Raw genomic sequence first — 23522 nt, forward strand, 5'->3', positions numbered from 1 at the left:
GTCCGCCCGTGCCGCTCACGTGTCGTACTCGAGCCCGTCCCACGGCTCGTAGTACGCGATGAAGTTGCCCGGCTCGATGTTCAGCATCGCCGTGCCGTCGTACTCCTGGAAGCGCCACCCGAACTCGGTCCCGTCGACCTCCTCGAGGAACGGCTCGACGTCGACGGGCTCCAGCACGTGGTCCCCCAGCTCGGCCAGCCGCGCCTGCACCAGGTCGTCGGCGCCGGCCGGGACCGCCTGCATGGGAGGGACCCCGTCGGGCCGCGCGACCGCGTCGACCCGCACCTCGTCGAACGTCCCGTCGGCGTGCCACAGGAACAGCCCGACGTACGAGGGCCCGCCGGGCTCGGGGCTGAACAGCTCGTCGCTCAGGAAGAACCGGCGCCCGTCCTCGGCCGTCCCCGCGTAAGGGACGTGATAGTCGTCGGGGACGATCGTGAACCGCTCGGGCGCTGCTCCGGGCACGGGATCTCCTTCGCGCGGGCTCGTCGGTGACGGGACGCAGCCGGCGAGCACGGCGACGAGCGCGAGCGCCGTCACGACCCGTCGGCCGAGGTGCACGGTCGGCCGCGCGGCAGGTCGGTACGTCCGGCGCAGGGCAGTCGACTCGTCCACGCCGCACACCGTAGGGCGGCGCGCCCACACTGTCGAAGCCCCGCACGCCCAGGTGCCGGGCGCGCCGGGCCGACCTCTGTCCGGCGCGCCGACGTCCCACCGGCACCGGCGTCAGGCCAGCGTGCCGTCGCGGGCGAGCCCCGCGGCCTCGCGCGTGCGCCGGTTCGCGTGCGGCGACCAGCGGGGCACCGTGACCCCGAGCGCGACGGCCGCCAGCAGCGCCAGCCCGCCCGTCGCGGCCACGCCGAGCGCGAGGCTGCCGAGCGCCGCTCCCCCGGCGACGACGAGCGGACCGGCGGCGACGCCGGAGTCCTGCAGGAGCCGCCACGCTCCCAGGAACTGCGACCGGGCCGCCGGCGGTGCGACGTCCGCGCCGAGCGTCATGAGCAGCCCCGAGCCGATGCCGTTGCCGAGGCCCAGCGCCATCGCGGCGACGGCGAGCGCCGGCAGCGTCCCGGCGAGCGGCAGGGCGACGCCCAGGACGAGCATCGACGGGACCGCGATCCACAGGCGCCCGCGCCGGTCCATGACGTGCCCCGCGGGGTAGAAGAGCAGCATGTCGACCGCGCCGGAGAGCCCGAACACGAGGCTCGTCGTGGCCGGCGCGAGCCCGAGGTGCTCGGACCACAGCGGCAGCACGACCTGGCGGGCGCCGCGCACCGCGCCGACGAGGAGCACCGCGACGCCCAGGGAGGTCAGGACGCGGCGGTGCTCGCGCAGCACCGCACGCACCGGGACCCGGGCCGCGGTGCGCCGCCGCACCGTCTCGGCCCCGGCGGCGTCCGGCACCGCGAGCACGACGGCCCCCGCGAGCAGCGTGGTGGCGACCGCGAGGCCGAACGCCGCGGACGTCCCGCCGAGGTGCACCGCGAGCGCCCCCGCGAACGGCCCCAGGAACGACCCGATGCGGCTGACCCCGCCGAGCGTCGACAGCGCCCGGGCACGGGTCTCGACGGGCGTGATCTCGGTGAGGTACGACTGCCGCGCCAGCTGGTACACCGACGCGGTCGCGCCGGTGCCGAGCACGGACACGGCGAGCACGAGCAGGTCCCGGGACAGCGCCGCACCCGTGAGCGTGAACGCCGCGACGCCCGAGGCGACGAGCATCGCCCGGCGGTCGCCGACCCGCGACGCGAGCCAGCCCGCGGGCACGTCGCCGAGGATCTGGCCGACGCCGACCATCGCGGCGAGGAGCCCGGCGAGCGCGAGCGACGCGCCACGCTGCGACGCGGTCACGGCGACCATCGGCACGGCCGCCCCGAGGCCGACCTGGAACACGAGAGCAGGCAGGTACACCCCGGCGAGCGACCGGCGGTCGAGGAAGGCCGGCGTGCGGCGGGCTGTCGAGCTCATCGCCGGTCAGTCTGACGCGCGCTCGCCGCGGCGCGCAGCGCGGTCTCGCGCGTCGGGAGCACGTCGCGTCGCCGCCCGGCACCGGCGTCGCACGCCCCGGGGGCGCCGCGCCCGGTCTCAGCGCGGCAGCCGCAGCACCGCGCGCGCACCCCCGAGCGGCGCGTCCCCGAGCCCGACGTCCCCGCCGTTCTCGCGCGCGACCTCCCGCGCGATCGCGAGCCCGAGCCCGCTGCCGCCGGCCTCCCGCTCACGAGCGTCGTCGAGCCGCACGAACCGCTCGAACACGCGCTCGCGGTCGGGCGCGGGGATGCCGGCGCCGTCGTCGTCCACGGTGACCGCACCGTCCGCGACCGTGACCTCGACGCGTGCGGCGGCGTGCCGGACGGCGTTGTCGAGCAGGTTGCGCACGACGCGCGTGGTGGCCGCGGGGTCGGCGTGCGCGCGGCCGGACCCGGTGACCGTGAGGCTCACGTCGGTGCGCGCCGCGACCGCCCCGGACGCCTCGGTGGCGCCCCGCACGACGTCGAGCAGGTCGAGCTCGACGCGGTCGGCGCGGGTCGACCCGACCCGCGCGAGCAGGAGCAGGTCGTCGACGAGCGCCTGCATGCGCAGCACCTCGCCCTCGAGGTCCTCCGCCAGCTCGGCGCCGCTGTAGGCGTCGGGGTGCGCGCGGGCGACCTCGATGGACGTCCGCAGGGACGCGAGGGGCGAGCGCAGCTCGTGCGCCGCGTCGCCGACGAACGTGCGCTGGCGCGCGGCCGCGACCTCGAGCCGGTCGAGCATCTCGTTGAGCGTGCGCGTGAGGGCGCCGAGCTCGTCGTGCGCGCGCCGGACGGGCAGCGAGCCCGGGCCGCCGGTGCGGGCGACCTGCGCGGCGGCCTGCCGGAGCTGCTCGACCGGGTGCAGCGCGCGGCCGAGGACGGTCCAGATGACGACCGCGAGCAGCGCGGTGAGGACCGGCACGACGCCCACGAGTGCGAGCCGGAGCGCGTCGAGCAGGCCGCGGACCTCCGCGAGCGGGACGGTGGCGACGACCGTCACGGGCGCGTCGCCGTACGTCGCGGGCAGCACCGCGACGCGCGCGTCCCCGTCGTACGCGCTGCGGTCGGTCCCCGTGACGAGGACGTCACCGGCCGCGACCGCCTCGGCGCGCAGCCCCCGCACCGCGTCCGCCGGAAGCACCGGGAGCGTGCGGCTCGCGTTCGGGGACGACGCGACGACGGCACCGCCGGCGTCGAGGAGCTGGACGAGCTCGCCCGGCTCGCCGACCGGGAGCGCCTCGGGGAGCCGGTCGTCGCCCACGAGCGTCGCCACCGTGAGGGCGCGGTCGCGCGCGATGTCGTCGAGCGCGTCGACGCGGCTCACCGAGAGCACGTTGGTGAGGATCAGCGCACCCGCGGCGAGCCCCGCGCACAGCACCCCGGACGTGAGCAGCGTCAGCCGCAGGCGCAGCGACCAGCGCCCCGGGCCGCGGGCCGGCGCGACGTCGGGCGCGGGCAGCGGCACCGGCGGTCCCGCGGGCCCACCCGTCGGCACGGGCCGGGGCGCGGACGCGACGCCGCCGCCCGGCGCCACCGTCCCGGTCATCCGGCCGCGCGGTACCCCGCACCGCGCACGGTCGCGACGACGTCGCGCCCGAGCTTGCGCCGCAGGTACCCGACGTAGACCTCGACGACGTTGAGGTCCTCCCCCGACCCGTCCCACACGTGGTCGCGCAGCTCGACCTTGCCGACGACCCGGTCGGCGTGCCGCATGAGGTACTCGAGCAGCGCGGTCTCGCGGGTCGTGAGCGCGACGACCTCGCCCGCGCGGGTCACGACACGGGTCGCGGGGTCGAGCACCACGTCGCCCACCTGCAGGACCGCGGGGCGTGCGTGCGCGGGCCGGCGCACGAGCGCGCGCAGCCGGGCCACGAGCACGACGAACGAGAACGGCTTGGTCAGGTAGTCGTCGGCGCCGACGTCGAGGCCGTCGGCGACGTCGTGCTCGCCGTCCTTGGCGCTCAGCAGCAGCACGGGCGTCCACACGCCCAGCGCGCGCAGGTCCGTGACGACGTCGTAGCCGTTGCGGCGCGGCAGCATGATGTCGAGCACGATCGCGTCGTACTCGTTCTCGGTGGCGAGGTGCAGGCCCGTCGCGCCGTCGAACGCGACGTCGACCGCGAAGCCCTCCGCCGTGAGCCCGCGGTGCAGGGCGCGCACGAGCCCGCGTTCGTCGTCGACCACCAGGACCCGCACGGGACGAGCATCCCACCGCGCACGCCGCGCGCCCCACCCGCGGCGCCGGCGACCTCTCAGCGCGCCCTCAGGCGCCGGGGCGCACAGTGGAGCCATGACCGAGACGACCGAGCCCTCGAGCACCCCACGATCCCTGTCCCCACGCGTCCGCTGGGCGGTCCCGGCGGTCGCCGCCGTGGCCGTCGCCGGCGCCTTCGTCGCACCCCCGCTGCTCGCCTCCGCGGGCGCCGAGGGCCTGCCCGACGTGACCCCGGCCGAGCTGATCAGCTCCGTCGCCGCCGCCCAGCCGGTCCCGATGAGCGGCACGCTCGTCTACACCGCGCGGCTCGGCCTGCCGGAGATCCCGTTCGGCGAGGTCGGCGGCGCGGACCCGATCGCGCTGCTCGGCGGCAGCTCGACGCTGCGGGTGTGGACCGACGGCACCGAGCGCTCGCGCGTCTCGCTGCTCGGCTCGGTCTCGGAGTACTCCGTCGTGCGTGACGGCGCCGAGGCGTGGACGTACTCGAGCGCCGACGAGGAGGTCGTGCACTACGCGCTGAGCGCCGAGGACCAGGCCCGCTACGACGCGCTCGCCGAGCAGGCCCGCGCCGGGACGCTCCCCGAGGTCGCGGGCGGGCTGCCGACGCCCGACGAGGTCGCGGGCCACGTGCTCGCGCAGGCCGAGCAGTTCTCGTCGGTCACGCTCGACGCCGAGCTCACCGTCGCCGGGCGCGACGCGTACCAGCTCGTCGTGACGCCGAAGGCCGACGCCGAGACGCTGATCGCCCGCACCGTGGTCGCGGTCGACGCCGAGACCTCGACGCCGCTGCGCGTGCAGGTGTGGAGCACGCAGGACGCCGACGCCCCGGCGCTCGAGATCGGGTTCACCGACGTCGCGTTCGAGGCGCCCGACGACGCGGTCCTCGCGTTCTCGGCACCGGCCGACGCGAGCGTCGAGGACGTCGAGGTCCCGCTGCCGAGCGCCGCGGACCTCGCTCAGGTGCCGTCCGCGAAGGACGCGCAGGAGCTCCCCCCGGGCGTCACGGTCACCGGCACCGGCTGGGAGTCGGTCACCGAGATCACCGGGCTCGACGTCGCGAACCTCGTCGCGGGCGACCCCGCCGCCCTCACGAGCGTCCCGGGCGCCGGCAAGACGTTCGGCTCGGAGAGCGCGCAGGACCTCATCGAGGAGTTCGCCCCCACCGACGAGAACGGCCAGCACGGCGTGCCGGACCTCGACACGAGCGCGCTGTACGACCAGCTGACGACCGAGGTCCCCGAGGGCCGGCTGCTCAGCTCGTCGCTGCTCAGCGTGCTCGTCACGACCGACGGGCGCGTCCTGGCGGGGGCCGTCCCGGCGGACACCCTGCGCGGGATGGCGTGACGGGGACGACCGTGGCGACCGGAACGGCCCCGGCGGCGAGCAGCGACCAGCTGCCCGCCGCCGGCGGCGTGCCCGGGGACCACGACCTCGCGGTCCGGACCGACGGACTGACCAAGCGCTTCCGCTCGGGTCAGGTCGCGGTCGACGGGCTCGGGCTGCACGTGCCGCGCGGCTCGGTCTACGGCTTCCTCGGCCCGAACGGCTCGGGCAAGACGACGACGATCCGGATGCTGCTCGGCCTCGTCCGCCCGACGAGCGGGCGCGCGTGGCTGCTCGACGGCGCGATGCCCGAGGCCGGCGCGACGGTGCTCCCCCGGGTCGGCGCGCTCGTCGAGGGACCCGCGTTCCACCCGTACCTGACCGGGCGCGCGAACCTCGTGCGGCTCGACGCGAGCGACGCCACGGCGGACCCCCGCACGTCCCGCCGGCGCACCGAGGACGCGCTCGAGCGCGTCGGGCTCTCGGCCGCCGCCGCGAAGCCGTACCGGCAGTACTCGCTCGGCATGAAGCAGCGGCTCGGGCTCGCCGCCGCGCTGCTGCGCCCGCGCGAGCTCCTCGTGCTCGACGAGCCGACGAACGGCCTCGACCCGCAGGGCACGCGCGAGGTCCGCCACCTCGTGCGCGAGCTCGCCGACGCCGGCACCACGGTCCTGGTGTCCTCGCACCTGCTCGCCGAGATCGAGCAGGTCTGCACGCACATCGGGATCATGAGCCGCGGCCGCCTGCTCCTGCAGGGCGAGCGCCAGGCGCTGACCGACCGCGGCACCGCCCACGTGGGCGTCACGACGTCGCTCGCGCACGTCGGCGCGGTCGCGGAGGTGCTGACCGGGCTCGGGCTCACCGAGGTCACCACCGACGGTCCGACGCTGCGCGCGCTGCTCGCGAGCACGCCGCCCGAGAAGATCTCCGCGGCGATCGTGCACGCGGGGCTCGACCTCGTGGGGCTCGAGGTCACGCGCCCGAGCCTCGAGCAGGTCTTCGTGGCGCTGACCGGGGAGGGCTTCGATGTCGCACGCTGAGGTCCTCGACGGTCCCGTCGCCGGGACGTCCACGGCGCCGCTTTCCACCGCGCGCCGCCGCGGCGCGTGGTCCCGGCTGATGCGCAGCGAGCTCCGGCTCGTCTTCGGCCGGCGCCGCAACCAGGTGCTCCTCGCCGGGCTCGCGGCCGTCCCGGTCCTGCTCGGCACCGTGCTGTTCGTGACCCAGGACTCGGCGCTCGGCGGCCAGGGTCCCGGGTTCGTCGGACGGGTCACGGGCAACGGGCTGTTCCTCGTGGTCGCCGCGCTGTTCCTGTGCCTGCCGTTCCTGCTGCCCCTGACGATCGGCATCGCGTCGGGCGACGCGGTCGCGGGCGAGGCGTCCGCCGGGACGCTGCGCTACCTGCTGACCGTGCCCGTCTCGCGGACGCGGCTGCTCGGGGTCAAGGCCCTCGGCGCGCTCGCGTTCGCCGGCGCGGCGGTCCTCGCGATCGCCGTCATGGCGTTCGTGACCGGGGCGGCGTACTTCGGGCTCGACGACGTCGCGCTGCTGTCGGGGTCGACCATCCCGCTCGGCACCGGCATCGGTCGCATGGCCGGCGTCGTCGCGTACGTCGCGCTGTCGATGACCGGGCTCGTGGCGGTCGGGCTGTTCCTCTCGACGCTCACCGAGGTGCCGGTCGGGGCGATGGCGGCGACCGTCGTGGTCGCGATCGTCTCGGCGGTGCTCGACACGCTGCCGCAGCTGTCCGCGATCCACGGCGGGCTGCTCACGCACCACTGGCTCGACTTCGCGGAGTTCCTGCGCGTCGAGGTCGGCTGGGACGTGCTCGCGCAGGGGCTCGCGGTGCAGGGCGCGTGGGTCGTCCTCTTCGGGGCCCTCGCGTGGAGCCGCTTCACGACGGCGGACGTCTCGTCCTGACCTCCTGCGGACCCGCACCGACGGCGGGCCGGTGGGTCCGTGTGGCGCACCGGCCCTCCGGTCGTGGCGCGGCGCCGGGGGGCCTCACACGTCGAGGTCGGTGACGACCGCCCAGTGGTCCGACGGCAGCACGCCGTCGACCTCCGCGGTCCCCGCGAGCACGCTCCCGTGCGCGACGACGGACGCACCGGGCCGCCCCGGCCGGGCGTACGCGTGGTCGATGCGCCGGTCGATCTGCTTGACGGCCTCGAGGGGCGCGAACGGCACCGCGGAGCTCAGCGTCACCGCGTCCGGGTCGCCGCCGCCCGCGGACCACAGGTCGGTCGCGACCGCGTCGAGCGGCGCGAGCTCGGGCGTTCCCGGGCCCGCGTTGAGGTCGCCCAGGAACACCACGGGCAGGTCGCCGTCGAGCCCCGGATCGGTCAGCAGAGCGGCGAGGGCCCTGGTCTGCGCGAGGTGGTCGTCGGCGCGGTCGACCTCCCACTCGGTGCACGCCACGACGACGTGCAGCGGGCCGGCGGGGTGGTCGAGCGTCGCGACGAGCGCCGCGGGCGGCTCGCGGTGCTGCGCGGGCAGCACGTGCCGGGTCACCGCGCGGACCGGCCAGCGGCTCACGAGCCCGACGCCCATCTCGACGCCCACCTGCTCGGGGTGCTCGGCGGGCTCGGGCACGGGCGGCACCGAGATCGGCACGAACGCCGCGTGCTGCCCAAGGCGCGCCGCGATCTCGTCGGCCTGCGAGCGGCCGTCGGCGAGCCACGCCTCCTGGAGCCCGAGGACGTCGGGGCGGACCGCCTCGACGACCGCTGCGATCGCGTCCTGACGCGCGCGCCACGCCGGCCCGCCGAACCGCCACCACACGTTCCACGTCATGAGCCGCACCGGTCCACCGTAGGAAGGCGACCGCGCCGGAGGAAGACGGGGCGGGTGCGAGGTCCGGAACCCGCCAGGCGGCGCATATGGGGCTGCGCGGTGTGGGTGGGCGCCGGTAGACAAGGGTCGACGGAGCGCGCGTCCGTGGGAACGGTCCCGTGGCGCGCGCGTGAGCTCGACGACGAGGAGCACGCCCATGCCGGTCCGCTGGTACTCCGTGGTGGTCGACTGCGCCGACATGCGGGCGCAGTCCGCCTGGTGGGCGCAGGTGCTCGGCTGGGTCGTCGCCTACGAGGACGACGAGGAGTCGACGATCGTGCCGCCGCACGCGCTCGACCAGGCGCGCGACGTCCCGGTCGAGGAGCGTGGACCGGGGCTGTGCTTCGTGCAGGTCCCCGAGCACAAGCAGGTCAAGAACCGGCTGCACCTCGACCTCGCGCCGCGCGTCGACGAGGACCAGGCGGAGGCGGTCGAGCGGCTGGTCGCGCTCGGCGCGACGCGGATCGACGTCGGGCAGGCCGACGACGTCTCGTGGGTCGTGCTCGCCGACCCCGAGGGCAACGAGTTCTGCGTGCTGAGCCCGCGCGACTGAGCCGTGTTCGAGGGCTTCGCGGAGGAGCACGTCCCCGCCGGTGACGTCGACCTCCTCGTCCGCCACGGCGGGAGCGGCCCGGCGGTGCTCCTGCTGCACGGGCACCCGCGCACGTCCGCGACGTGGCACCGGGTCGCGCCCCTGCTCGTCGACCGCGGGTTCACGGTCGTGTGCCCCGACCTGCCCGGGTACGGGCGCTCGGGCAAGCCGGTCCCCGCGCCGGGGCACGAGCCGCACGCCAAGCGGGCGGTCGCGGAGCGGCTGCTCACGGTGATGCGGTCGCTCGGGCACGCGCAGTTCTGCGTCGCCGGGCACGACCGCGGCAGCTACTCGGCGCTGCGCCTCGCGCTGGATCACCCCGAGGCCGTGGACCGCGTCGCGCTGCTCGACTGCCTGCCGATCAGCGAGCACCTCGCGCGCACGGACGCGACGTTCGCGACCCGGTGGTGGCACTGGTTCTTCTACGCCCAACCTGAGGTCCCCGAGCGCGTCATCACCGCGGACCCGGACGCCTGGTACCGCGGCGACCCCGCGGTCATGGGTCACGAGAACCACGCCGAGTGGCGGGCGGCGGTGCGGGACCCGGACGTCGTGCGCGGGATGCTCGAGGACTACCGCGCCGGGCTGACCGTCGACCGCCGGGACGAGGAGGCCGACCGGGTCGCGGGGCGGCGCGTCGAGCCGCCGCTGCTCGTGCTCTGGTCGACGCGCGACGACCTCGAGGAGCTCTACGGGGACCCGCTGCGGATCTGGCGCGACTGGGCCCGCGACGTGCGTGGGCACGGGATCGACTCCGGGCACCACGTGGCCGAGGAGGCGCCCGGCCCGCTCGCCGAGTCGCTCGGCGCGTTCTTCGCCGGTGCCGAGCCGCGACCTTGACGTGCAGGCAGATGCCTGCGTAACCTGAGGCGTGGCCGGCGACGTGGACGACGTGTTCAAGGCGCTCGCCGACCGCACGCGCCGCGCGCTGCTCGACCGGCTGCACGAGCGGAACGGCCAGACGCTCGGCGAGCTCGCGGACGGCACGGGCATGGCGCGGCAGTCCGTGACGCAGCACCTCGACCTGCTCGAGGCCGCGAACCTCGTCAGCACCGTGCGGCAGGGCCGGACCCGGCTGCACTTCCTCAACCCGGTCCCCCTCCACGAGATCCAGGAGCGGTGGATCGACAAGTTCGAGCGCCCGCGGCTGCGGGCGATCGCCGAGCTACGACGACGAGCGGAGGACGCCATGGCCGAGACGCCGGCGTTCGTGTACGTGACCTACATCGACGCGACGCCCGAGAAGGTCTGGGAGGCGCTCACCGACGCCGACCTGACCGCGCAGTACTGGGGCCACAGCAACGTGTCCGACTGGCAGGTCGGCTCGGGCTGGGAGCACCGGCGCACCGACGGCAGCGGGACAGCGGACGTCGTCGGCACCGTGCTCGAGAGCGAGCCGCCGCACCGGCTCGTGACGACCTGGGCGCTGCCCGGCGAGGACCTCGTCGAGGGCGCCTCGCGCGTGACGTTCGACGTCGCGCGCTACGGCACGATCACGCGGCTCACGGTGACGCACGTCGACCTGACCGAGGAGGACCGCGGCCAGGCGGCGTCCGGCTGGGCCGCGGTGCTGTCCAACCTCAAGACGTTCGTCGAGACCGGGCGGACGCTGTCCGAGGTGCCGTGGGCCCGGGACCGCACGTGAGCGCGGGGCCGGGGCCCGGGCTCACGCCCGGTGGCCCGCCCGACCCCGACCGCTACGTCCTCGAGCTCGAGGACACCTTCGACGGCACGACGCTCGACCCGGCCCGGTGGGTCCCGCACTACCTCCCGCAGTGGAGCTCGCGCGCCGCGTCGGCCGCCCGGTACGCGCTGGGCGACGGCACGCTGCGGCTGCGCGTCGAGGAGGACCAGCCGCCGTGGTGCCCCGACCTCGACGGGCAGCTGCGGGTCTCCTCGCTCCAGACGGGAGTGTTCTCGGGCCCCGTCGGCAGCCGCGTCGGCCAGCACCGGTTCCACCCCGACGTGGTCGTGCGCGAGGCGCAGGACGAGCAGCGGCTGTGGACCCCGCAGTACGGCTGGGTCGAGATGCGCGCCCGCGGGACCGACGACCCGGCGGCCATGGTCGCGCTGTGGATGATCGGCTTCGAGGACTCCCCCGAGCGCTCGGCGGAGATCTGCGTCGCCGAGATCTTCGGGCGCGACGTGCACCCCGACCACGCGCTCGTCGGGATGGGCGTGCACCCGTTCGGCGACCCGGCGGTCGTCGACGAGTTCGCGGCGCACCGGCTCGCGATCGACGCGCGCGAGCCGCACACGTACGCGGTGGACTGGACGCCCGAGCACGTCGACTTCCTCGTCGACGGCGTGCACGTCACGCGCGTCGCGCAGTCCCCCGCGTACCCGATGCAGCTCATGCTGAACGTGTACGCGTTCCCCGGCCCGGACGGCGGGCCACCACCCGGGCCGTACCCCAAGGACTTCGTCGTCGAGCACGTGCGCGGGTACCGCCGCGTCGACGGGCCGAGCGGGCTGCCCTAGGAGCTGCGGCGGAGAGACGGCCGCAGGCGCGTGACGGCGGTCCGCGCGCGCTCGCCCGCCACGTCGACGAGCAGCCCGACGGCGCTGCCGAGCATGAAGACGTCCTTCGCGAGCCCGATGCCCTCCTGGCTGGGCCGGACGCCGTCCTCGCGCGTCATGCCGGGCGTCCGCAGGTAGAGCCCGACGAGCCCGCCCGAGAACGCGGTGAGGCCCGCGGCGGCGAGCCCTGTCGGCACGACCGGGAGCAGCAGCGCGGCACCGAGCGCGATCTCCGCCGCCGAGAGCACCCGCACGAACGTCCGCGGGTCGACGTCGGCAAGGAACGGGTAGGCCTGGGCCGCCATGCCGTGCAGCCCCGCGGCCGTCTCCGCGTCGGCGCCCCGCTTGCCGAGGCCGGAGTCGAGGACGTACGCGCCGATCGCGGCACGCGCCGGCAGGTGACGCAGCTTGACCGAGCCCATGAGTGCCTCCCGTGTCCGCGTGGCGGTCGTGAGGCCACCGTACGACCGGCTCCGGGGGGACCGCCCGGCGGGGCGCGCGACCGGCGCGGACGCCGCCGCGCGTGGCGTCCCGACCGTGCGCGGCGGCACCGGCGGCGAGCGCCGCGCGTCGTCGACGACCCGCGTGCGCGGGCGGCCCGCCCGGAGCACCCTGGGGTCATGGACGAGCTGCTGAGCCTGCACCGTGTGAACGCCGAGCGCTTCTCCCGCCTGGTCCACCGCGTCGGCCCGCCCGACGCCGACGCGTGGCAGCGACCGACGCCGTGCACCGGCTGGACCGTGCGCGACCTCGTGAACCACCTGACGTCCGAGCAGCTGTGGGCACCCGAGCTGCTCGCCGGCCGGACCGTCGCGGAGGTCGGTGACCGGTTCGACGGCGACGTGCTCGGCGCCGACCCCGTCGCCGCGTGGGACGCCGCGGTCGCCGCGTCGCTCGCCGCGTTCGCGGAGCCGGGCGCGCTCGGGCGGACCGTCGACCTCAGCCGCGGGCCCACCGCGGCGCACGACTACCTCGACGAGATGCTCACCGACCTCGCGGTGCACGGGTGGGACCTCGCGCGCGGCCTCGGCGTCGAGGACGACATCGACCCCGCGACGGTCGACCGGCTGCTCGTCGAGTGGTCGGGGCGCACCGACGAGCTCGCTCCCGGGTCCGCGTTCGCCGGGCCGCTCGACGTCGCGGACGACGCGGACCAGCAGACGCGGCTGCTCGCGCTGTTCGGGCGCCGCGCCTGAGCGGGCGCCGGGCCCGACCGAGCGCCAGGCCTGACCGACGCGGCGGCGGTCAGGCCTCGTCGAGCGCCGACGGCTTGTGCACGGCCTCGCGCCCCGTCTTGTCGCTGCGCACGAGGTACTGCGGGTCGTCCTTGGACGCCCGGACCGTGCGCCCGGCCGCCTCGGTGTCCGCGGTGATCTTCTTCTCGACCGTCCCCTCCACCGTCGTGCCGTGGCTGCGCCACGTCACCTCGTCACCCTTGTGCAGGTCGTCAGCCATGGCGCGCTCCCGTCGTCGGTCGAGCCTCCAGCGTCGGGCCCGCAGGTCCGGCGCGCCACCGGGCCCCGTGCGCGCCTACCCGGTCCCGGCGGCGTGCACGCCGGACCCTCGTCCCAGGGCGGCCGCGCAGGTGCGCCGCTAGTGTCGGGCCGACCGGGAAGACACGTGCGAGCGCAGCAGCGGGGGTCCCCATGGCGGGAATCTGGCGAGTGAAGTCCGTGGAGCAGTCCATCGCCGAGACCGACGAGCCGGGCCACCGCCTCAAGCGCACCCTGCGCGCGTGGGACCTCGTGGTGTTCGGCGTCGGCGTGATCATCGGCACCGGCATCTTCGTGCTCACCGGTCAGCAGGCCGCGACCAACGCCGGCCCCGCCGTCGTCCTGTCGTTCCTCCTCGCCGGGGTCACGTGCGGGCTCGCGGCGCTCTGCTACGCCGAGCTCGCCTCGACCGTGCCCGTCGCGGGCAGCGCCTACACGTTCTCCTACGCGACGCTCGGCGAGCTCGTGGCCTGGATCATCGGCTGGGACCTGCTGCTCGAGCTCATGCTCGGCGCCGCGGTCGTCGCGCGCGGCTGGTCCGCGTACCTCGCGTCGCTGCTCGACCTGCCGCCGTGGCTCGCGGGCGACACCGCCCGGCCGGACGTCGCGGCGATCGCGATCGTCGTCGTGCTGGCACTGCTGCTGATCCGGGGCTCGAAGGCGTCGAGCCGGTTCACGGGCGTGCTCGTCGTGGTCAAGGTCGCGATCGTGCTGTTCGTGATCGGCCTCGGCGCGATGTACATCGACACGGGGAACTACTCGCCGTTCGTCCCGCCCGCGGAGGCGTCCGAGGGTGCGGGCGGCAGCGTGCTCCACCAGCCGATCGTGCAGGCGTTCCTCGGCCTCGAGCCGACGCACTTCGGGGCGTTCGGGGTCGTCGCCGCGGCCTCGGTCGTGTTCTTCGCCTACATCGGCTTCGACATCGTCGCCACGACCGCCGAGGAGACGCAGAACCCGCAGCGCGACATGCCGCGCGGCATCCTCGGGTCGCTCGCGATCTGCACGGTGCTCTACATGGCGGTGTCGTTCGTCCTCACCGGCATGGTCCCCTACGGCGAGCTCAACACCGGGGCGCCGCTCGCCGAGGCGTTCGAGGCCGTCGGCATCACGTGGGCGGCCCGGCTCATCGCGCTCGGCGCCGTCGCGGGCATCACGAGCGTGATCCTCGTGCTCATGCTCGGCCAGACGCGCGTGCTCTTCGCGATGTCGCGCGACCACCTGCTGCCGCCGTCGCTCGCGCGCGTGCACCCGCGGTTCGGCACGCCGTGGCTCATCACGGTCGTCGTGGCCGGTGCCGTGGCGATCCTCGCGGGCTTCGTCCCGCTCTCGGCGCTGTCCGAGCTCGTCAGCATCGGGACGCTGTTCGCGTTCGTCGTCGTGTGCCTCGGCGTGCTCGTGCTGCGCCGCACCCGCCCCGACCTGCCGCGCGCGTTCCGGACGCCCGGCGCGCCCGTGGTGCCGATCCTCGGGGTGGTCGCGTGCGGCTGGCTCATGATCAACCTGCCGCTCGAGACGTGGCTGCGGTTCCTCGCGTGGATGGTCATCGGGCTCGTGATCTACGTGCTCTACGGCCGGCGGCACAGCCGGCTCGGGCGGAGCCTCGCGGGCGCTCCCGCGGCGGCGGGTCCGGGCGGCGGGACCGGCGCGGTCGGTGCGGCCGGCGTGGTCGGGACCGGCGGCACGACGGCCTCCGGCGAGGGTGAGCACCCGGCGCGCTGACCGGCGACCGCGCCGCCCGCCGGCGTCCCCGGCGCCGCGCCCGCGGGGCGGTGGCGTGTGGGAGGCCCGGCGTACGGTCGGGCCATGGCCACCTGGGCGGACGTGCGCCGCTGCGCCGGGACCCTGCCGGAGACGACCGAGCAGCCCGAGCGCCGCTGGTCCGTGCGCGGCCGCGCCTTCGTGTTCGAGCGGCCGCTGCGCCCCGCGGACCGCGCGGCCCTCGGGGAGCGCGCGCCGGCCGACGCCCCGCTCGGCCTGTGGGTCGAGGACCTCGGCGTCAAGGAGGCGCTGCTCACGAGCGAGCCGGACGTCTGGTTCACGACCCCGCACTTCGACGGGTACCCGCTCGTGCTCGGGCGGCTCGGCGCGCTCGACCCCGACGAGCTCGCGGAGGTCGTCACGGACGCCTGGCTCGTGCGCGCACCCGTGACGCTGCGGCGCCGGTGGCTCGCCGAGCACCCGCCCGCGTCGCCGTGAGCCGCGCCGTGGTCCCGTTCCGGGTGGACGTCCCGCAGGAGCAGCTCGACGACCTCGCGGACCGGCTGCGGCGCACCCGCTTCCCCGAGCCCGCCACGGCGGACGGCTGGACGCAGGGCGTGCCGCTAAACTACCTGCGCGACGTCTGCCGGACCTGGGCGGAGACGTACGACTGGCGCGCGACCGAGAGGCGGCTGAACGCCTGGCCGCAGGTGCGGACCGAGATCGACGGCCTGCGCATCCACGCGCTGCACGTGCGGTCGCCGCACCCGGGCGCCTTCCCCCTCGTGCTGACGCACGGCTGGCCGGGCTCGGTCGCCGAGCTGTTCGACGTGATCGACCCCCTCACCGACCCGCCCGCGCACGGGGGCGACGCGGCGGACGCGTTCCACCTCGTCGTCCCGTCGCTGCCGGGCTACGGCTTCAGCGACCGGCCCACCGAGCCGGGGTGGGGCGTCGGGCGGATCGCCGCCGCGTGGGCCGAGCTCATGGCGCGCCTCGGCCACCACCACTACGGGGCGCAGGGCACCGACTGGGGCACGAGCGTCAGCGCCGCGCTGGGACGGCTCGACCCGGAGCACGTCGCCGGCGTCCACCTCATGCCGCCGCTCGTGGCGCCCGACCCGGCGACGTTCGGCGACCTGACCGACGCCGAGCGCACGGCGCTGGAGAGCCTGCGGCTGGGCGAGGAGGACTCGGGGTACGCGCGCGTCCACGCGACCCGGCCCCAGACGGTCGGGTACTCGCTCGTCGACTCCCCCGCCGGTCTGGCGGCCTGGGTGCTCGAGAAGCCCTGGGCGTGGACCGACGGCGACGGGCACCCGGAGAACGTCGTCGCTCGCGACCGCCTGCTCGACCTCGTGATGCTGTACTGGCTGCCGGGCACCGGCGCGTCGTCGGCCCGCCTCTACGCCGAGAGCATCGACGAGGTGCACCGCGCCCTGACGGTCCCGGGCGCGGACCCGGTGCACGTCCCCGCCGGCGGCACGGTCTACCCGCGCGAGAACCAGCGCCCGTCCCGCCGCTGGGCGGAGCGGCGCCTCACCGACCTCCGGTACTGGAGCGAGCCGGCGCGCGGCGGGCACTTCCCTGCGCTCGAGCAGCCCGAGTCGTTCGTCGCCGAGCTCCGGGCGTTCTTCCGCCTGGTGCGCTGACCGGCCGCCCGCCGCGCCGCCGGAGCGGCGCCGCCCGGGCGCGCCGTCCGAGCGCACGCCGACGAGGATCGGAGGCGACGACCGACGACGAGCGGAGGGTGCCCCGATGGACGACGACGCGGCCGCCTGGGCGCGGCTCGACCCGGACCAGCGGCGCGTGCTCGCGGCGCTCCTCGCGATGCAGCGGCAGTCGTGGGAGCAGGGCGTCGCGAGCCACGCGCTGCTCGACCTCGGTCTGACCGGCCTCGCCGAGGTCATGGCGCGGGACGCCGTGACCCGGCAGACGTCCGAGGGCAAGCTGGCCGAGATCGAGGACGGCGGCATCGTGAACTCCGCGGCCAACGGCGAGGCCGTGCTGCGGGCGGCGCGGCGCACGGGCGACCCTCTGCTGCGCGAGGCGTTCGACCGCCAGGTCCGCTGGATCGTGCGCGACGCACCGCGCGCGGACGACGGCACCGTCCTGCACCTCGTCGGCACGCGCGAGGTGTGGGTCGACTCGGTCTACATGGTCCTGCCGCTGCTCGTGCTCGCGGGCGAGGTCGAGGAGGCCGCGCGGCAGCTCGCGGGGCACCGCGCCCGGCTCGTCGACCAGGCCACCGGCCTGTACGCGGCACGCTGGGACGAGGACACCGCCCGGCTCACGCTCGCCGCGCCGTGGGGCACGGGGAACGGCTGGGTCGTCGCGGGGATCGCCCGTGCGCTGCACCTGCTCGACGACCCCGCCCTCCCCGACGGCCCCGGCCGCGGCGGCGACGACGGCTTCAGGGTCGACGCGGCCGCGCACGCCCGGGACGTGATCGACGCGTGCCTCGCGCACCGCGACGCGGACGGCGTGTTCCACGACGTGGTCACCGACCCGACGACGTTCTCCGAGACGAACCTCGCGCAGATGCTCGCCTACGCGGTGCTCACGGGGGTCGCCGACGGGTGGCTGCCTCCGTCCTACGCCCCCGTGGGTCGCTCGCTCGTCGCCGTGGCCCGCGCCCGCGTCGACCGCCACGGGTTCGTCACGCCCGTGTGCGGGGCCCCGCGGTTCGACCGCCCGGGCACGTCGGCCGAGGCGCAGTCGTTCTTCCTCCTGGCCACCGCCGCAGCCGCCAGGACGGACGTCTGAGGACTTCTCCGGCTCGTCCTCACGCCGTAGGGTGCCGGTCTCCGGCGTAAGGACTCCCCAGTGAACACCTCGGTCGTCGAGACCCGGCAGGCGGAGTCGGCGACCGGCGTCGCCGAGGACGCGTGGTGGACCGAACGCTCGGCGCTGCTGCTCGACGGTGTCGCGGCTCGCGTCGCGGGGTCTGCAGCGGATTGCGCCGCCGGGGCGGCCTCGTGAGCGGCGACCGCGCGGACGGCGGCGACGCCACATCGACGGCGGGGGTCGCCACGCCCACCGCCACCGCCACAGCCACCGCCACCGGCACCGACACCCCGGAGAAGGTCCCGCTGCGGTGGGAGAACCTGCGGGTCCTGTGGGCCTTCGTCCGGCCGCACGCGCGGGTCGTCGCGGTCGGGATCGTGCTCGGTCTGGGTGCGACTGCCGCGACCCTGGCGATGCCGCTGGCCACGAAGTGGGTTCTCGACACGCTGGGCACGGGCGCCTCGCTCTCCCGCCCGGTCGGGATCCTCGTCGGCCTCCTCGTCCTCGGGCTCGTGTGCGGGCTCGCGCAGTGGGTGCTGCTCGGGCGCCTCGCGGAGCAGGTCGTGCTCGACGCGCGCACCTCGCTCGTGCACCGGTTCCTGCGCGGTCGCCTCGGGGACGTCACCGAGCGCCCGACCGGCGAGCTCGTCACGCGCATCACCTCCGACACCGTGCTGCTGCGCGAGGCGGCGTCGTCGAGCGCGGTGCAGCTCGTCAACGGGCTGGTCTCGCTGGTCGGGACGGTCGTGCTCATGGCGGTGCTCGACCTGCCGCTGCTGCTCAGCACGCTCGCGGCCATCGTGGTCGTCGCCGTGCTGCTCGGGGTGCTGCTGCCGAGGATCGGGGTCGCGCAGCGCGCCGCCCAGGCCTCCGTGGGGCAGCTGGGCTCGGTGCTCGAGACGAGCCTGCGCGCGCTCCGGACCGTCAAGGCCAGCCGGGCCGAGGAGCGTCAGGTCCAGCGCATCGTGCACGAGGCCGAGGAGTCGGCGCGGCACAGCGTGCGCGCGGTCTGGATCACCGCGGTCGCGTGGTCGATCGCGGGCGGCGGCATCCAGCTCGCGATCATCGCGATCCTCGCGATCGGCGCCTGGCGGGTCGACGCGGGGGGTCTCAGCGTCTCGACGCTCGTGGCGTTCCTGCTCTACGCGTTCAACATCGTCGACCCCATCACCACGCTGACCCAGACGTTCACGCAGCTGCAGTCCGGCGTCGCCGCGGCCGCGCGCATCCGCGAGACCGAGGGCATCGAGGTCGAGGACGTGCACGCCGGCGGGGCGCTGCCGGCGGGCGCGGAGTCCCCGGCGGTGCTCGAGCTCGACCGGGTCACGCTCACCTACCCGGGCGCGGACGAGCCGGCGGTGCACGAGCTGTCGCTCGCCGTGCCGGCCCGCGGGCACACCGCGATCGTCGGTCCGTCGGGCGCCGGCAAGACGTCGACGTTCTCGCTGCTGCTGCGGTTCGTGGACCCGACCAGCGGCACGCTCCGGCTCGACGGCGTGCCGTTCGCCGACCTGAGCATCGACGCGGTGCGCTCGCGCCTCGCGTACGTCGAGCAGGAGACCCCGCTGCTGTCCGGGACGCTGCGGGAGAACGTGGTCATCCGCTACCCGGACGCGACCGACGACGAGGTCTGGCGCGCGCTCGACGCCGTCCGGCTCGGGGACCGCGTGCGGGCGCTCGCCGACGGCCTCGACACGGTGGTGTCCGCGACGAGCCTGTCCGGCGGCGAGCGCCAGCGGGTCGCCCTCGCCCGCGCGGTCGTCCGCGAGCCGGACGTGCTGCTGCTCGACGAGGCCACCGCGCAGCTCGACGGGCTCACCGAGGCGGCGATCCAGGAGGTGATCGACCGCGTCGGCCGCGAGCACGCGGTGCTGACGATCGCGCACCGGCTCTCGACGGTGATCGACGCGCAGCTGATCGTGCTGCTCGAGGCCGGCCGGGTCCGGGCCACCGGGACCCACGCCGAGCTGCTCGCGACCGACGACCTCTACCGCGAGCTCGTCGCGGCGCTGCGCATCAGCACGGAGCCCGACCCGGTCTGAGCGCCCGCGACCCCGCTCCGGTCCGCAGGCCGGGCCGCGGGCCCGGTCGCTCGTCGACGAGGCGCTCCCGCCGGCGCCCGCGACGCCGCTCCCGCGGCCGCGACTCGCCCCTGCTCAGCGACGCAGCGCCCGCACGACCGACCGCACCCCGGCGAACGCGAGCCCGCCCCCGACGACCCACGGCACCGCGTTGAGCAGCGGGTCGAGCGCCTGGTGCCCGAGGTCGGCCCGGCTGCCCTCGCGGCGCGAGGCGACCGGGTGGTGCGACGCCTCGCTCAGCACGCCGGTCTCGGTGATCGGGTCGTCGGGGCGCAGGGTCACGAACGACGCGAGCGCGCTCTCGAGCGCGTCGACCCGGTCGGCGCCGAGCAGGAGCAGCCAGTGCGCCGCGCGGGCCTCGCTGTACCGCGCGTACGCGAACCGGCGGATCGCCCCCGACACGCCCTTGAGCGGCGCGGCGGTGCCGAAGACCGGCGTGAGGAACGCGTGCTCGATCGACCGCTCGCGCGGCACCTTCTCCTCCTGGCGCTCCGGGAACTCCCAGCGCGCGCCGCTCGCGCCGGGGTCGAATCGCTCGCGCGGCACCGCGGGGCGGTCGCGCGGGTCGCGGTCGACGCCCCAGCCGGGGATGCGCGCGCGCAGCTCGTCGAACGTCTCGGGGAGCGGCGGCTTCTCGGGCGTGTAGGCCATGGGGAGGTCCTCTCTCAGCTCGCGCTCGGGACGATGAGGGGCTTGATGCAACCGTCGAGCTTCGCGGAGAAGATGTGGTACCCCTCCGCGATGTGCTCGAGCGGGATGCGGTGCGTCACGATGTCGTTCGGCTTGAGGTAGCCGTTGCGGATGTGCTCGAACAGCCGCGGCCACTGGCGCTTGACCGGGCACTGGTTCATCCGCAGCGTCAGGCCCTTGTTCACGGCGTCGCCGAACTTGACCGCGCTGAACACCGGGCCGTAGGCGCCCATCACCGAGATCGTGCCGCCCTTGCGGACCGAGTCGATGGCCCAGTTGAGCGCGATCGGCGAGCCGCCCTGGAGCTTGAGCCGGCTGCCCGTGAGGTGCTGGAAGAAGCTGCCGTCCGCCTCGGCGCCGACGCAGTCGATGACGACGTCCGCCCCGAGGTGGTCGGTCGTCCGCTTCATGTGCACGATCAGGTCGTCGTGCTCGGTGAAGTTCACGGTCTCCGCGTGCGCGAACGTCCGCGCCTTCTCGAGCCGGTACTCGAGGTGGTCGACGACGATGACCCTGCCGGCGCCCATGAGCCACGCGGACTTCGCCGCGAACAGCCCGACCGGCCCGGCACCGAGCACCATGACGACGTCGCCCTCCTCGATGTCGCCGAGCTGCGCTCCGAAGTAGCCGGTCGAGAGCGCGTCGGTCATGAGGAGCGCGTCCTCGTCGTCGATCCACTCGGGGATCTTCTGCGGCCCGACGTCGGCGAACGGCACGCGCACGTACTCGGCCTGGCCACCGTGGTAGCCGCCGGTCGTGTGCGAGTAGCCGTAGATCCCGCCGACGGCCGTCGCGTTCGGGTTCACGTTGTGGCAGTTCGAGTACAGCCCCCGCGCGCAGAAGAAGCACGAGCCGCAGTAGACGTTGAACGGCACCATGACCCGGTCGCCGACCTGGAGGTTCTCGACGGACGAGCCGACCTGCTCGACGACGCCGATGAACTCGTGCCCGAACGTCGTCCCGACGCGGGTGTCCGGCATCAGGCCGTGGTAGAGGTGCAGGTCGGAGCCGCAGATCGCCGCCAGCGCGACCCGCACGATCGCGTCGTTCGGGTGCTCGATCGCCGGGACGTCCTTCTCTTCGACACGGATCCGGTAGGGACCCCGGTAGACCATCGCTCGCATCAGCACCGCCTCGTCCGCAGGTTCGGGAGATCGTTTTTCGAGGATCGCACGGCGGTTCGCGGCCCGCCTGTTCGGGGGTTCTGCCCCGGTTCGCGACGTCGCGCCGGGCGTCCGCGGACACGCCCGGCGGGCGCGGGTGTGCGTGGGGCGCCGCCGGGCGGGGAGGATGCCAGGGTGACGACGACCAGCGAGACCACCGAGAACGGCCGGCGCCTGCGTTGCGCGCTGTTCGTCGACTTCGACAACGTGTACATCGGGCTGCAGCGGCTCGACCCCGCGGCGGCCGAGGCGTTCGCCGCGCACCCCGGGGACTGGCTGCGCGCGCTCGAGCAGGGCAGCGACATCGACGGCGACTTCACGCGCCGGTTCCTCGTGCGGGCGTGCTACCTCAACCCGTCGGTGTTCTCGCAGTTCCGCCCGAACTTCACGCGCGCGGGCTTCAGCGTCGTGGACTGCCCGTCGCTGACCCAGCAGGGCAAGAGCAGCGCCGACATCAACCTCGTGCTCGACGCGGTGGACGCGCTGAGCGCGCAGACCCGGTACGACGAGTTCGTCATCCTGTCCGCCGACGCCGACTTCACGCCGCTCGCGCTGCGCTGCCGGGCCGCGGACCGGCGCGTCACGATCGTCACGGCCGGCCCGGCCGCGAGCGCGTACCGCGCGGTCGCGGACACCGTGGTGACCGCCGACGAGCTCGTCGAGCTCGTGACCCCGCCGCCGGCCGCCGAGCTCGTGGCGCCGGCCACGCTCGCTCCCGTCGAGGGCGCACCGGCCCCCGCAGCGGGCGGCACCACCGCGGAGCCGCCCGCGGCCGGCGCAGGTCGGGGCGGCGGACGCGCGCCGGCCAGCCCGGCCCGCAAGGCGGTCCTGCGGCTCGTGCGCGCGGCCGAGCGCCCGCTGCCCGGGGACGTCGTCGCGCAGGCGGCGTGGAAGGCCGACCCCGCGCTGCGCGGGTCGGGCTGGGACAGCACCGGCGACCTGTTCGCGTGGCTCGCCCGCTCCGTCCCCGAGCTGGGCACCGCGCCGCAGCCCGCGCCGGGGTTCGTCTGGGACCCCAAGCGGTTCAGCGAGGCCGACCTGCAGCCCGTCGAGACCGTCGACCTGCCCCCGCTGCAGCGCCAGGTCGTCGAGGTCACCGACATCCCGAACCTGCCGACGGAGCGCTACCGCGTGCTGCTCACGGCGCTCGCGGACGACGTGCGCACGACCCCGTTCGTCCGCCCCGAGACCGCCCGGCGCGTGCGCGACGCGTGCCAGGCCGCGGGCGAGGCGATCGGGCGCGCGTCGGTCAACACCGTGATCTCGGGCGTGCTGTTCGCGGGGCTCGACCTCACCACGAAGCCCAGCGCCGTCGAGCTCGCGCAGACGTGGGCGGACAACGTCGTCGGGCTGTGCCGCGGGGCCCGCATGGAGCTCAGCCCGGCGGACGTCGCGGCGATCCGGGCGTGGGTCGGGGGCGGGCTCGTCCCGCGCTGAGGTCCGGCGGGCGGTCCGCCGGCGGCGGGGGCGTCGGCCGCGCTCCGGCCGTCGCGGGCCGTGCGCTCAGAGGTCGAGCGCGGCGATGTCGAAGGGGTCGGGCAGGGACGGCTCGCGCAGGTGCCGCCACCAGCGCGGGCGGCCGCTCACGACCCACGCCAGCACGGTCAGGACGCCCGGGGCGAGCCCGACGCCGAGCGCGGTCAGGCCTCCCGGGATCGCCTCGTCGGCGTAGTACGCGACGTCCTCGGGGAGCATCACGACCTGCGGGTCCTCGGGCAGGTACCGGACCGTGACCGGCTCGGGGTCGGCGTCGGGCTCGTCGCAGCCGGGCTCGGCCTCGACCCACCGCCCGCGCGCCGCGAACGCGACCGTGCAGCCCTCCCCGGTCGTCACCCCTCGGGCGTCCTCGCCGTGCTCCCGCAGCGCGACCGCGTCGCGGTGCGGGCCTACCTCGCTCACCAGGACGACCGCGGCCACCGCGGCGACCACGAGGCCCGCCCCGCACACCAGCGCGACCACGTGGGTCGCGACGACGGCGGCCCACCGCCGGAGGCGACCGGGGCGGCTCGGTCCACCGGGTCGGCGCGGTCGGCGCGGGCGGCGCGGGCGCAGCGCGACGTGCTCGACCATGGCCCCATCCTCCCGGGTCCGCGCAGCCGTCAGCGCGGGTCCGCGGGCG

Annotated in this window: 25 protein-coding genes; 15 read left to right on the plus strand and 10 right to left on the minus strand. The window is 75.7% G+C overall.

From position 1 onward, the window contains the following. Positions 1 to 15 precede the first annotated feature (15 nt). From CCE01nite_RS12280 to CCE01nite_RS12295, 4 genes are all read right to left on the minus strand, one after another. Positions 16 to 615: a hypothetical protein gene (locus tag CCE01nite_RS12280; protein WP_034629447.1), complete on the minus strand. Its 600-nt coding sequence runs from the start codon at positions 613 to 615 to the stop codon at positions 16 to 18. A 111-nt stretch (positions 616 to 726) separates the two neighbouring features. Continuing rightward, positions 727 to 1968, minus strand: coding sequence for an MFS transporter (locus tag CCE01nite_RS12285; RefSeq protein WP_034629450.1), 1242 nt, complete (start codon positions 1966 to 1968; stop codon positions 727 to 729). 117 nt (positions 1969 to 2085) lie between these two features. Further along, positions 2086 to 3555, minus strand: coding sequence for an ATP-binding protein (locus tag CCE01nite_RS12290; RefSeq protein WP_084142666.1), 1470 nt, complete (start codon positions 3553 to 3555; stop codon positions 2086 to 2088). Beyond that, the gene (locus CCE01nite_RS12295; RefSeq protein WP_034629455.1) at positions 3552 to 4205 is read right to left on the minus strand and encodes a response regulator transcription factor; all 654 of its coding nucleotides are present in this window, start codon (positions 4203 to 4205) and stop codon (positions 3552 to 3554) included. Before CCE01nite_RS12295 ends, CCE01nite_RS12290 begins: the two co-directional genes overlap by 4 nt. Before the next feature lie 94 nt (positions 4206 to 4299). Here CCE01nite_RS12295 and CCE01nite_RS12300 point away from each other — a divergent pair, with 94 nt between their 5' ends. The 3 genes from CCE01nite_RS12300 to CCE01nite_RS12310 are packed head-to-tail and all read left to right on the plus strand — an operon-like array spanning position 4300 to position 7467. Beyond that, positions 4300 to 5568, plus strand: coding sequence for a LolA family protein (locus CCE01nite_RS12300; protein WP_034629458.1), 1269 nt, complete (start codon positions 4300 to 4302; stop codon positions 5566 to 5568). Positions 5569 to 5618: 50 nt separating this feature from the next. Continuing rightward, on the plus strand, positions 5619 to 6587 hold the full coding sequence (locus CCE01nite_RS12305; protein ID WP_034629486.1) for an ABC transporter ATP-binding protein: 969 nt from the start codon (positions 5619 to 5621) through the stop codon (positions 6585 to 6587). Beyond that, complete coding sequence (locus tag CCE01nite_RS12310; protein WP_034629464.1) at positions 6574 to 7467, plus strand: ABC transporter permease; 894 nt, start codon at positions 6574 to 6576, stop codon at positions 7465 to 7467. Before CCE01nite_RS12305 ends, CCE01nite_RS12310 begins: the two co-directional genes overlap by 14 nt. 84 nt (positions 7468 to 7551) lie before the next feature. On the opposite strand, the gene CCE01nite_RS12315 is transcribed toward CCE01nite_RS12310, so the two are convergent. Further along, positions 7552 to 8340 carry an endonuclease/exonuclease/phosphatase family protein gene (locus tag CCE01nite_RS12315; protein WP_246056527.1) on the minus strand — a complete coding sequence of 263 codons (789 nt, stop codon included), beginning with the start codon at positions 8338 to 8340 and terminating at the stop codon, positions 7552 to 7554. 196 nt (positions 8341 to 8536) lie between these two features. Between CCE01nite_RS12315 and CCE01nite_RS12320 the strand changes: the two genes are divergently transcribed. Genes CCE01nite_RS12320 through CCE01nite_RS12335 form a run of 4 tightly spaced genes read left to right on the plus strand, consistent with a single transcriptional unit; the run spans position 8537 to position 11452 of the window. Then, complete coding sequence (locus CCE01nite_RS12320; RefSeq protein WP_034629467.1) at positions 8537 to 8932, plus strand: VOC family protein; 396 nt, start codon at positions 8537 to 8539, stop codon at positions 8930 to 8932. A gap of 3 nt (positions 8933 to 8935) precedes the next feature. Then, positions 8936 to 9811, plus strand: a complete 876-nt coding sequence (locus CCE01nite_RS12325; protein WP_034629469.1) for an alpha/beta fold hydrolase — start codon at positions 8936 to 8938, stop codon at positions 9809 to 9811. Positions 9812 to 9842: 31 nt separating this feature from the next. Then, positions 9843 to 10616 carry an ArsR/SmtB family transcription factor gene (locus CCE01nite_RS12330; RefSeq protein WP_211254550.1) on the plus strand — a complete coding sequence of 258 codons (774 nt, stop codon included), beginning with the start codon at positions 9843 to 9845 and terminating at the stop codon, positions 10614 to 10616. Beyond that, the gene (locus CCE01nite_RS12335) at positions 10613 to 11452 is read left to right on the plus strand and encodes a glycoside hydrolase family 16 protein (RefSeq protein WP_034629500.1); all 840 of its coding nucleotides are present in this window, start codon (positions 10613 to 10615) and stop codon (positions 11450 to 11452) included. Before CCE01nite_RS12330 ends, CCE01nite_RS12335 begins: the two co-directional genes overlap by 4 nt. Here the strand turns inward: CCE01nite_RS12335 and CCE01nite_RS12340 are convergent. After that, a complete protein-coding gene (locus CCE01nite_RS12340) occupies positions 11449 to 11913 on the minus strand; it encodes a hypothetical protein (protein WP_034629505.1) in 465 nt (154 codons plus the stop codon). The genes CCE01nite_RS12335 and CCE01nite_RS12340 overlap by 4 nt on opposite strands. A 198-nt stretch (positions 11914 to 12111) precedes the next feature. Between CCE01nite_RS12340 and CCE01nite_RS12345 the strand changes: the two genes are divergently transcribed. Then, positions 12112 to 12687, plus strand: coding sequence for a TIGR03086 family metal-binding protein (locus tag CCE01nite_RS12345; RefSeq protein WP_034629470.1), 576 nt, complete (start codon positions 12112 to 12114; stop codon positions 12685 to 12687). A gap of 49 nt (positions 12688 to 12736) precedes the next feature. Here CCE01nite_RS12345 and CCE01nite_RS12350 read toward each other — a convergent pair whose 3' ends face one another. Beyond that, positions 12737 to 12946: a hypervirulence associated TUDOR domain-containing protein gene (locus tag CCE01nite_RS12350; RefSeq protein WP_034629473.1), complete on the minus strand. Its 210-nt coding sequence runs from the start codon at positions 12944 to 12946 to the stop codon at positions 12737 to 12739. 191 nt (positions 12947 to 13137) lie between these two features. Here CCE01nite_RS12350 and CCE01nite_RS12355 point away from each other — a divergent pair, with 191 nt between their 5' ends. The 6 genes from CCE01nite_RS12355 to CCE01nite_RS12375 all read left to right on the plus strand — a co-directional run bounded on the left by CCE01nite_RS12355 (position 13138) and on the right by CCE01nite_RS12375 (position 19511). Then, positions 13138 to 14703 (plus strand): amino acid permease, encoded by a 1566-nt coding sequence (locus tag CCE01nite_RS12355; RefSeq protein ID WP_141372432.1) that lies wholly within the window; start codon positions 13138 to 13140, stop codon positions 14701 to 14703. Positions 14704 to 14787: 84 nt separating this feature from the next. After that, positions 14788 to 15180: an MmcQ/YjbR family DNA-binding protein gene (locus CCE01nite_RS12360; protein WP_141372433.1), complete on the plus strand. Its 393-nt coding sequence runs from the start codon at positions 14788 to 14790 to the stop codon at positions 15178 to 15180. Beyond that, the gene (locus CCE01nite_RS12365) at positions 15147 to 16334 is read left to right on the plus strand and encodes an epoxide hydrolase family protein (protein WP_246056508.1); all 1188 of its coding nucleotides are present in this window, start codon (positions 15147 to 15149) and stop codon (positions 16332 to 16334) included. The genes CCE01nite_RS12360 and CCE01nite_RS12365 overlap by 34 nt, the downstream gene beginning before the upstream one ends. Positions 16335 to 16440: 106 nt before the next feature. Continuing rightward, positions 16441 to 17448, plus strand: coding sequence for a glycoside hydrolase family 88 protein (locus tag CCE01nite_RS12370; RefSeq protein ID WP_141372435.1), 1008 nt, complete (start codon positions 16441 to 16443; stop codon positions 17446 to 17448). A gap of 60 nt (positions 17449 to 17508) precedes the next feature. Continuing rightward, positions 17509 to 17664 carry a hypothetical protein gene (locus CCE01nite_RS21350; protein WP_170223968.1) on the plus strand — a complete coding sequence of 52 codons (156 nt, stop codon included), beginning with the start codon at positions 17509 to 17511 and terminating at the stop codon, positions 17662 to 17664. Continuing rightward, on the plus strand, positions 17661 to 19511 hold the full coding sequence (locus tag CCE01nite_RS12375; protein ID WP_246056511.1) for an ABC transporter ATP-binding protein: 1851 nt from the start codon (positions 17661 to 17663) through the stop codon (positions 19509 to 19511). The genes CCE01nite_RS21350 and CCE01nite_RS12375 overlap by 4 nt, the downstream gene beginning before the upstream one ends. Before the next feature lie 114 nt (positions 19512 to 19625). Here the strand turns inward: CCE01nite_RS12375 and CCE01nite_RS12380 are convergent, their stop codons facing one another. Both CCE01nite_RS12380 and CCE01nite_RS12385 read right to left on the minus strand, forming a co-directional pair. Beyond that, the gene (locus CCE01nite_RS12380; RefSeq protein WP_141372437.1) at positions 19626 to 20201 is read right to left on the minus strand and encodes a hypothetical protein; all 576 of its coding nucleotides are present in this window, start codon (positions 20199 to 20201) and stop codon (positions 19626 to 19628) included. Between the two features lie 14 nt (positions 20202 to 20215). After that, positions 20216 to 21364, minus strand: coding sequence for a zinc-dependent alcohol dehydrogenase (locus CCE01nite_RS12385; RefSeq protein WP_141372439.1), 1149 nt, complete (start codon positions 21362 to 21364; stop codon positions 20216 to 20218). Between the two features lie 174 nt (positions 21365 to 21538). On the opposite strand from CCE01nite_RS12385, the gene CCE01nite_RS12390 reads away from it, so the two are divergent. Next, positions 21539 to 22840 carry an NYN domain-containing protein gene (locus tag CCE01nite_RS12390; protein WP_170223969.1) on the plus strand — a complete coding sequence of 434 codons (1302 nt, stop codon included), beginning with the start codon at positions 21539 to 21541 and terminating at the stop codon, positions 22838 to 22840. A 66-nt stretch (positions 22841 to 22906) separates the two neighbouring features. Here CCE01nite_RS12390 and CCE01nite_RS12395 read toward each other — a convergent pair whose 3' ends face one another. Beyond that, the gene (locus CCE01nite_RS12395; protein ID WP_141372443.1) at positions 22907 to 23473 is read right to left on the minus strand and encodes a hypothetical protein; all 567 of its coding nucleotides are present in this window, start codon (positions 23471 to 23473) and stop codon (positions 22907 to 22909) included. Positions 23474 to 23522: the final 49 nt, after the last annotated feature.

This window comes from Cellulomonas cellasea, assembly GCF_006538745.1.
Classification (GTDB): domain Bacteria; phylum Actinomycetota; class Actinomycetes; order Actinomycetales; family Cellulomonadaceae; genus Cellulomonas_A; species Cellulomonas_A cellasea.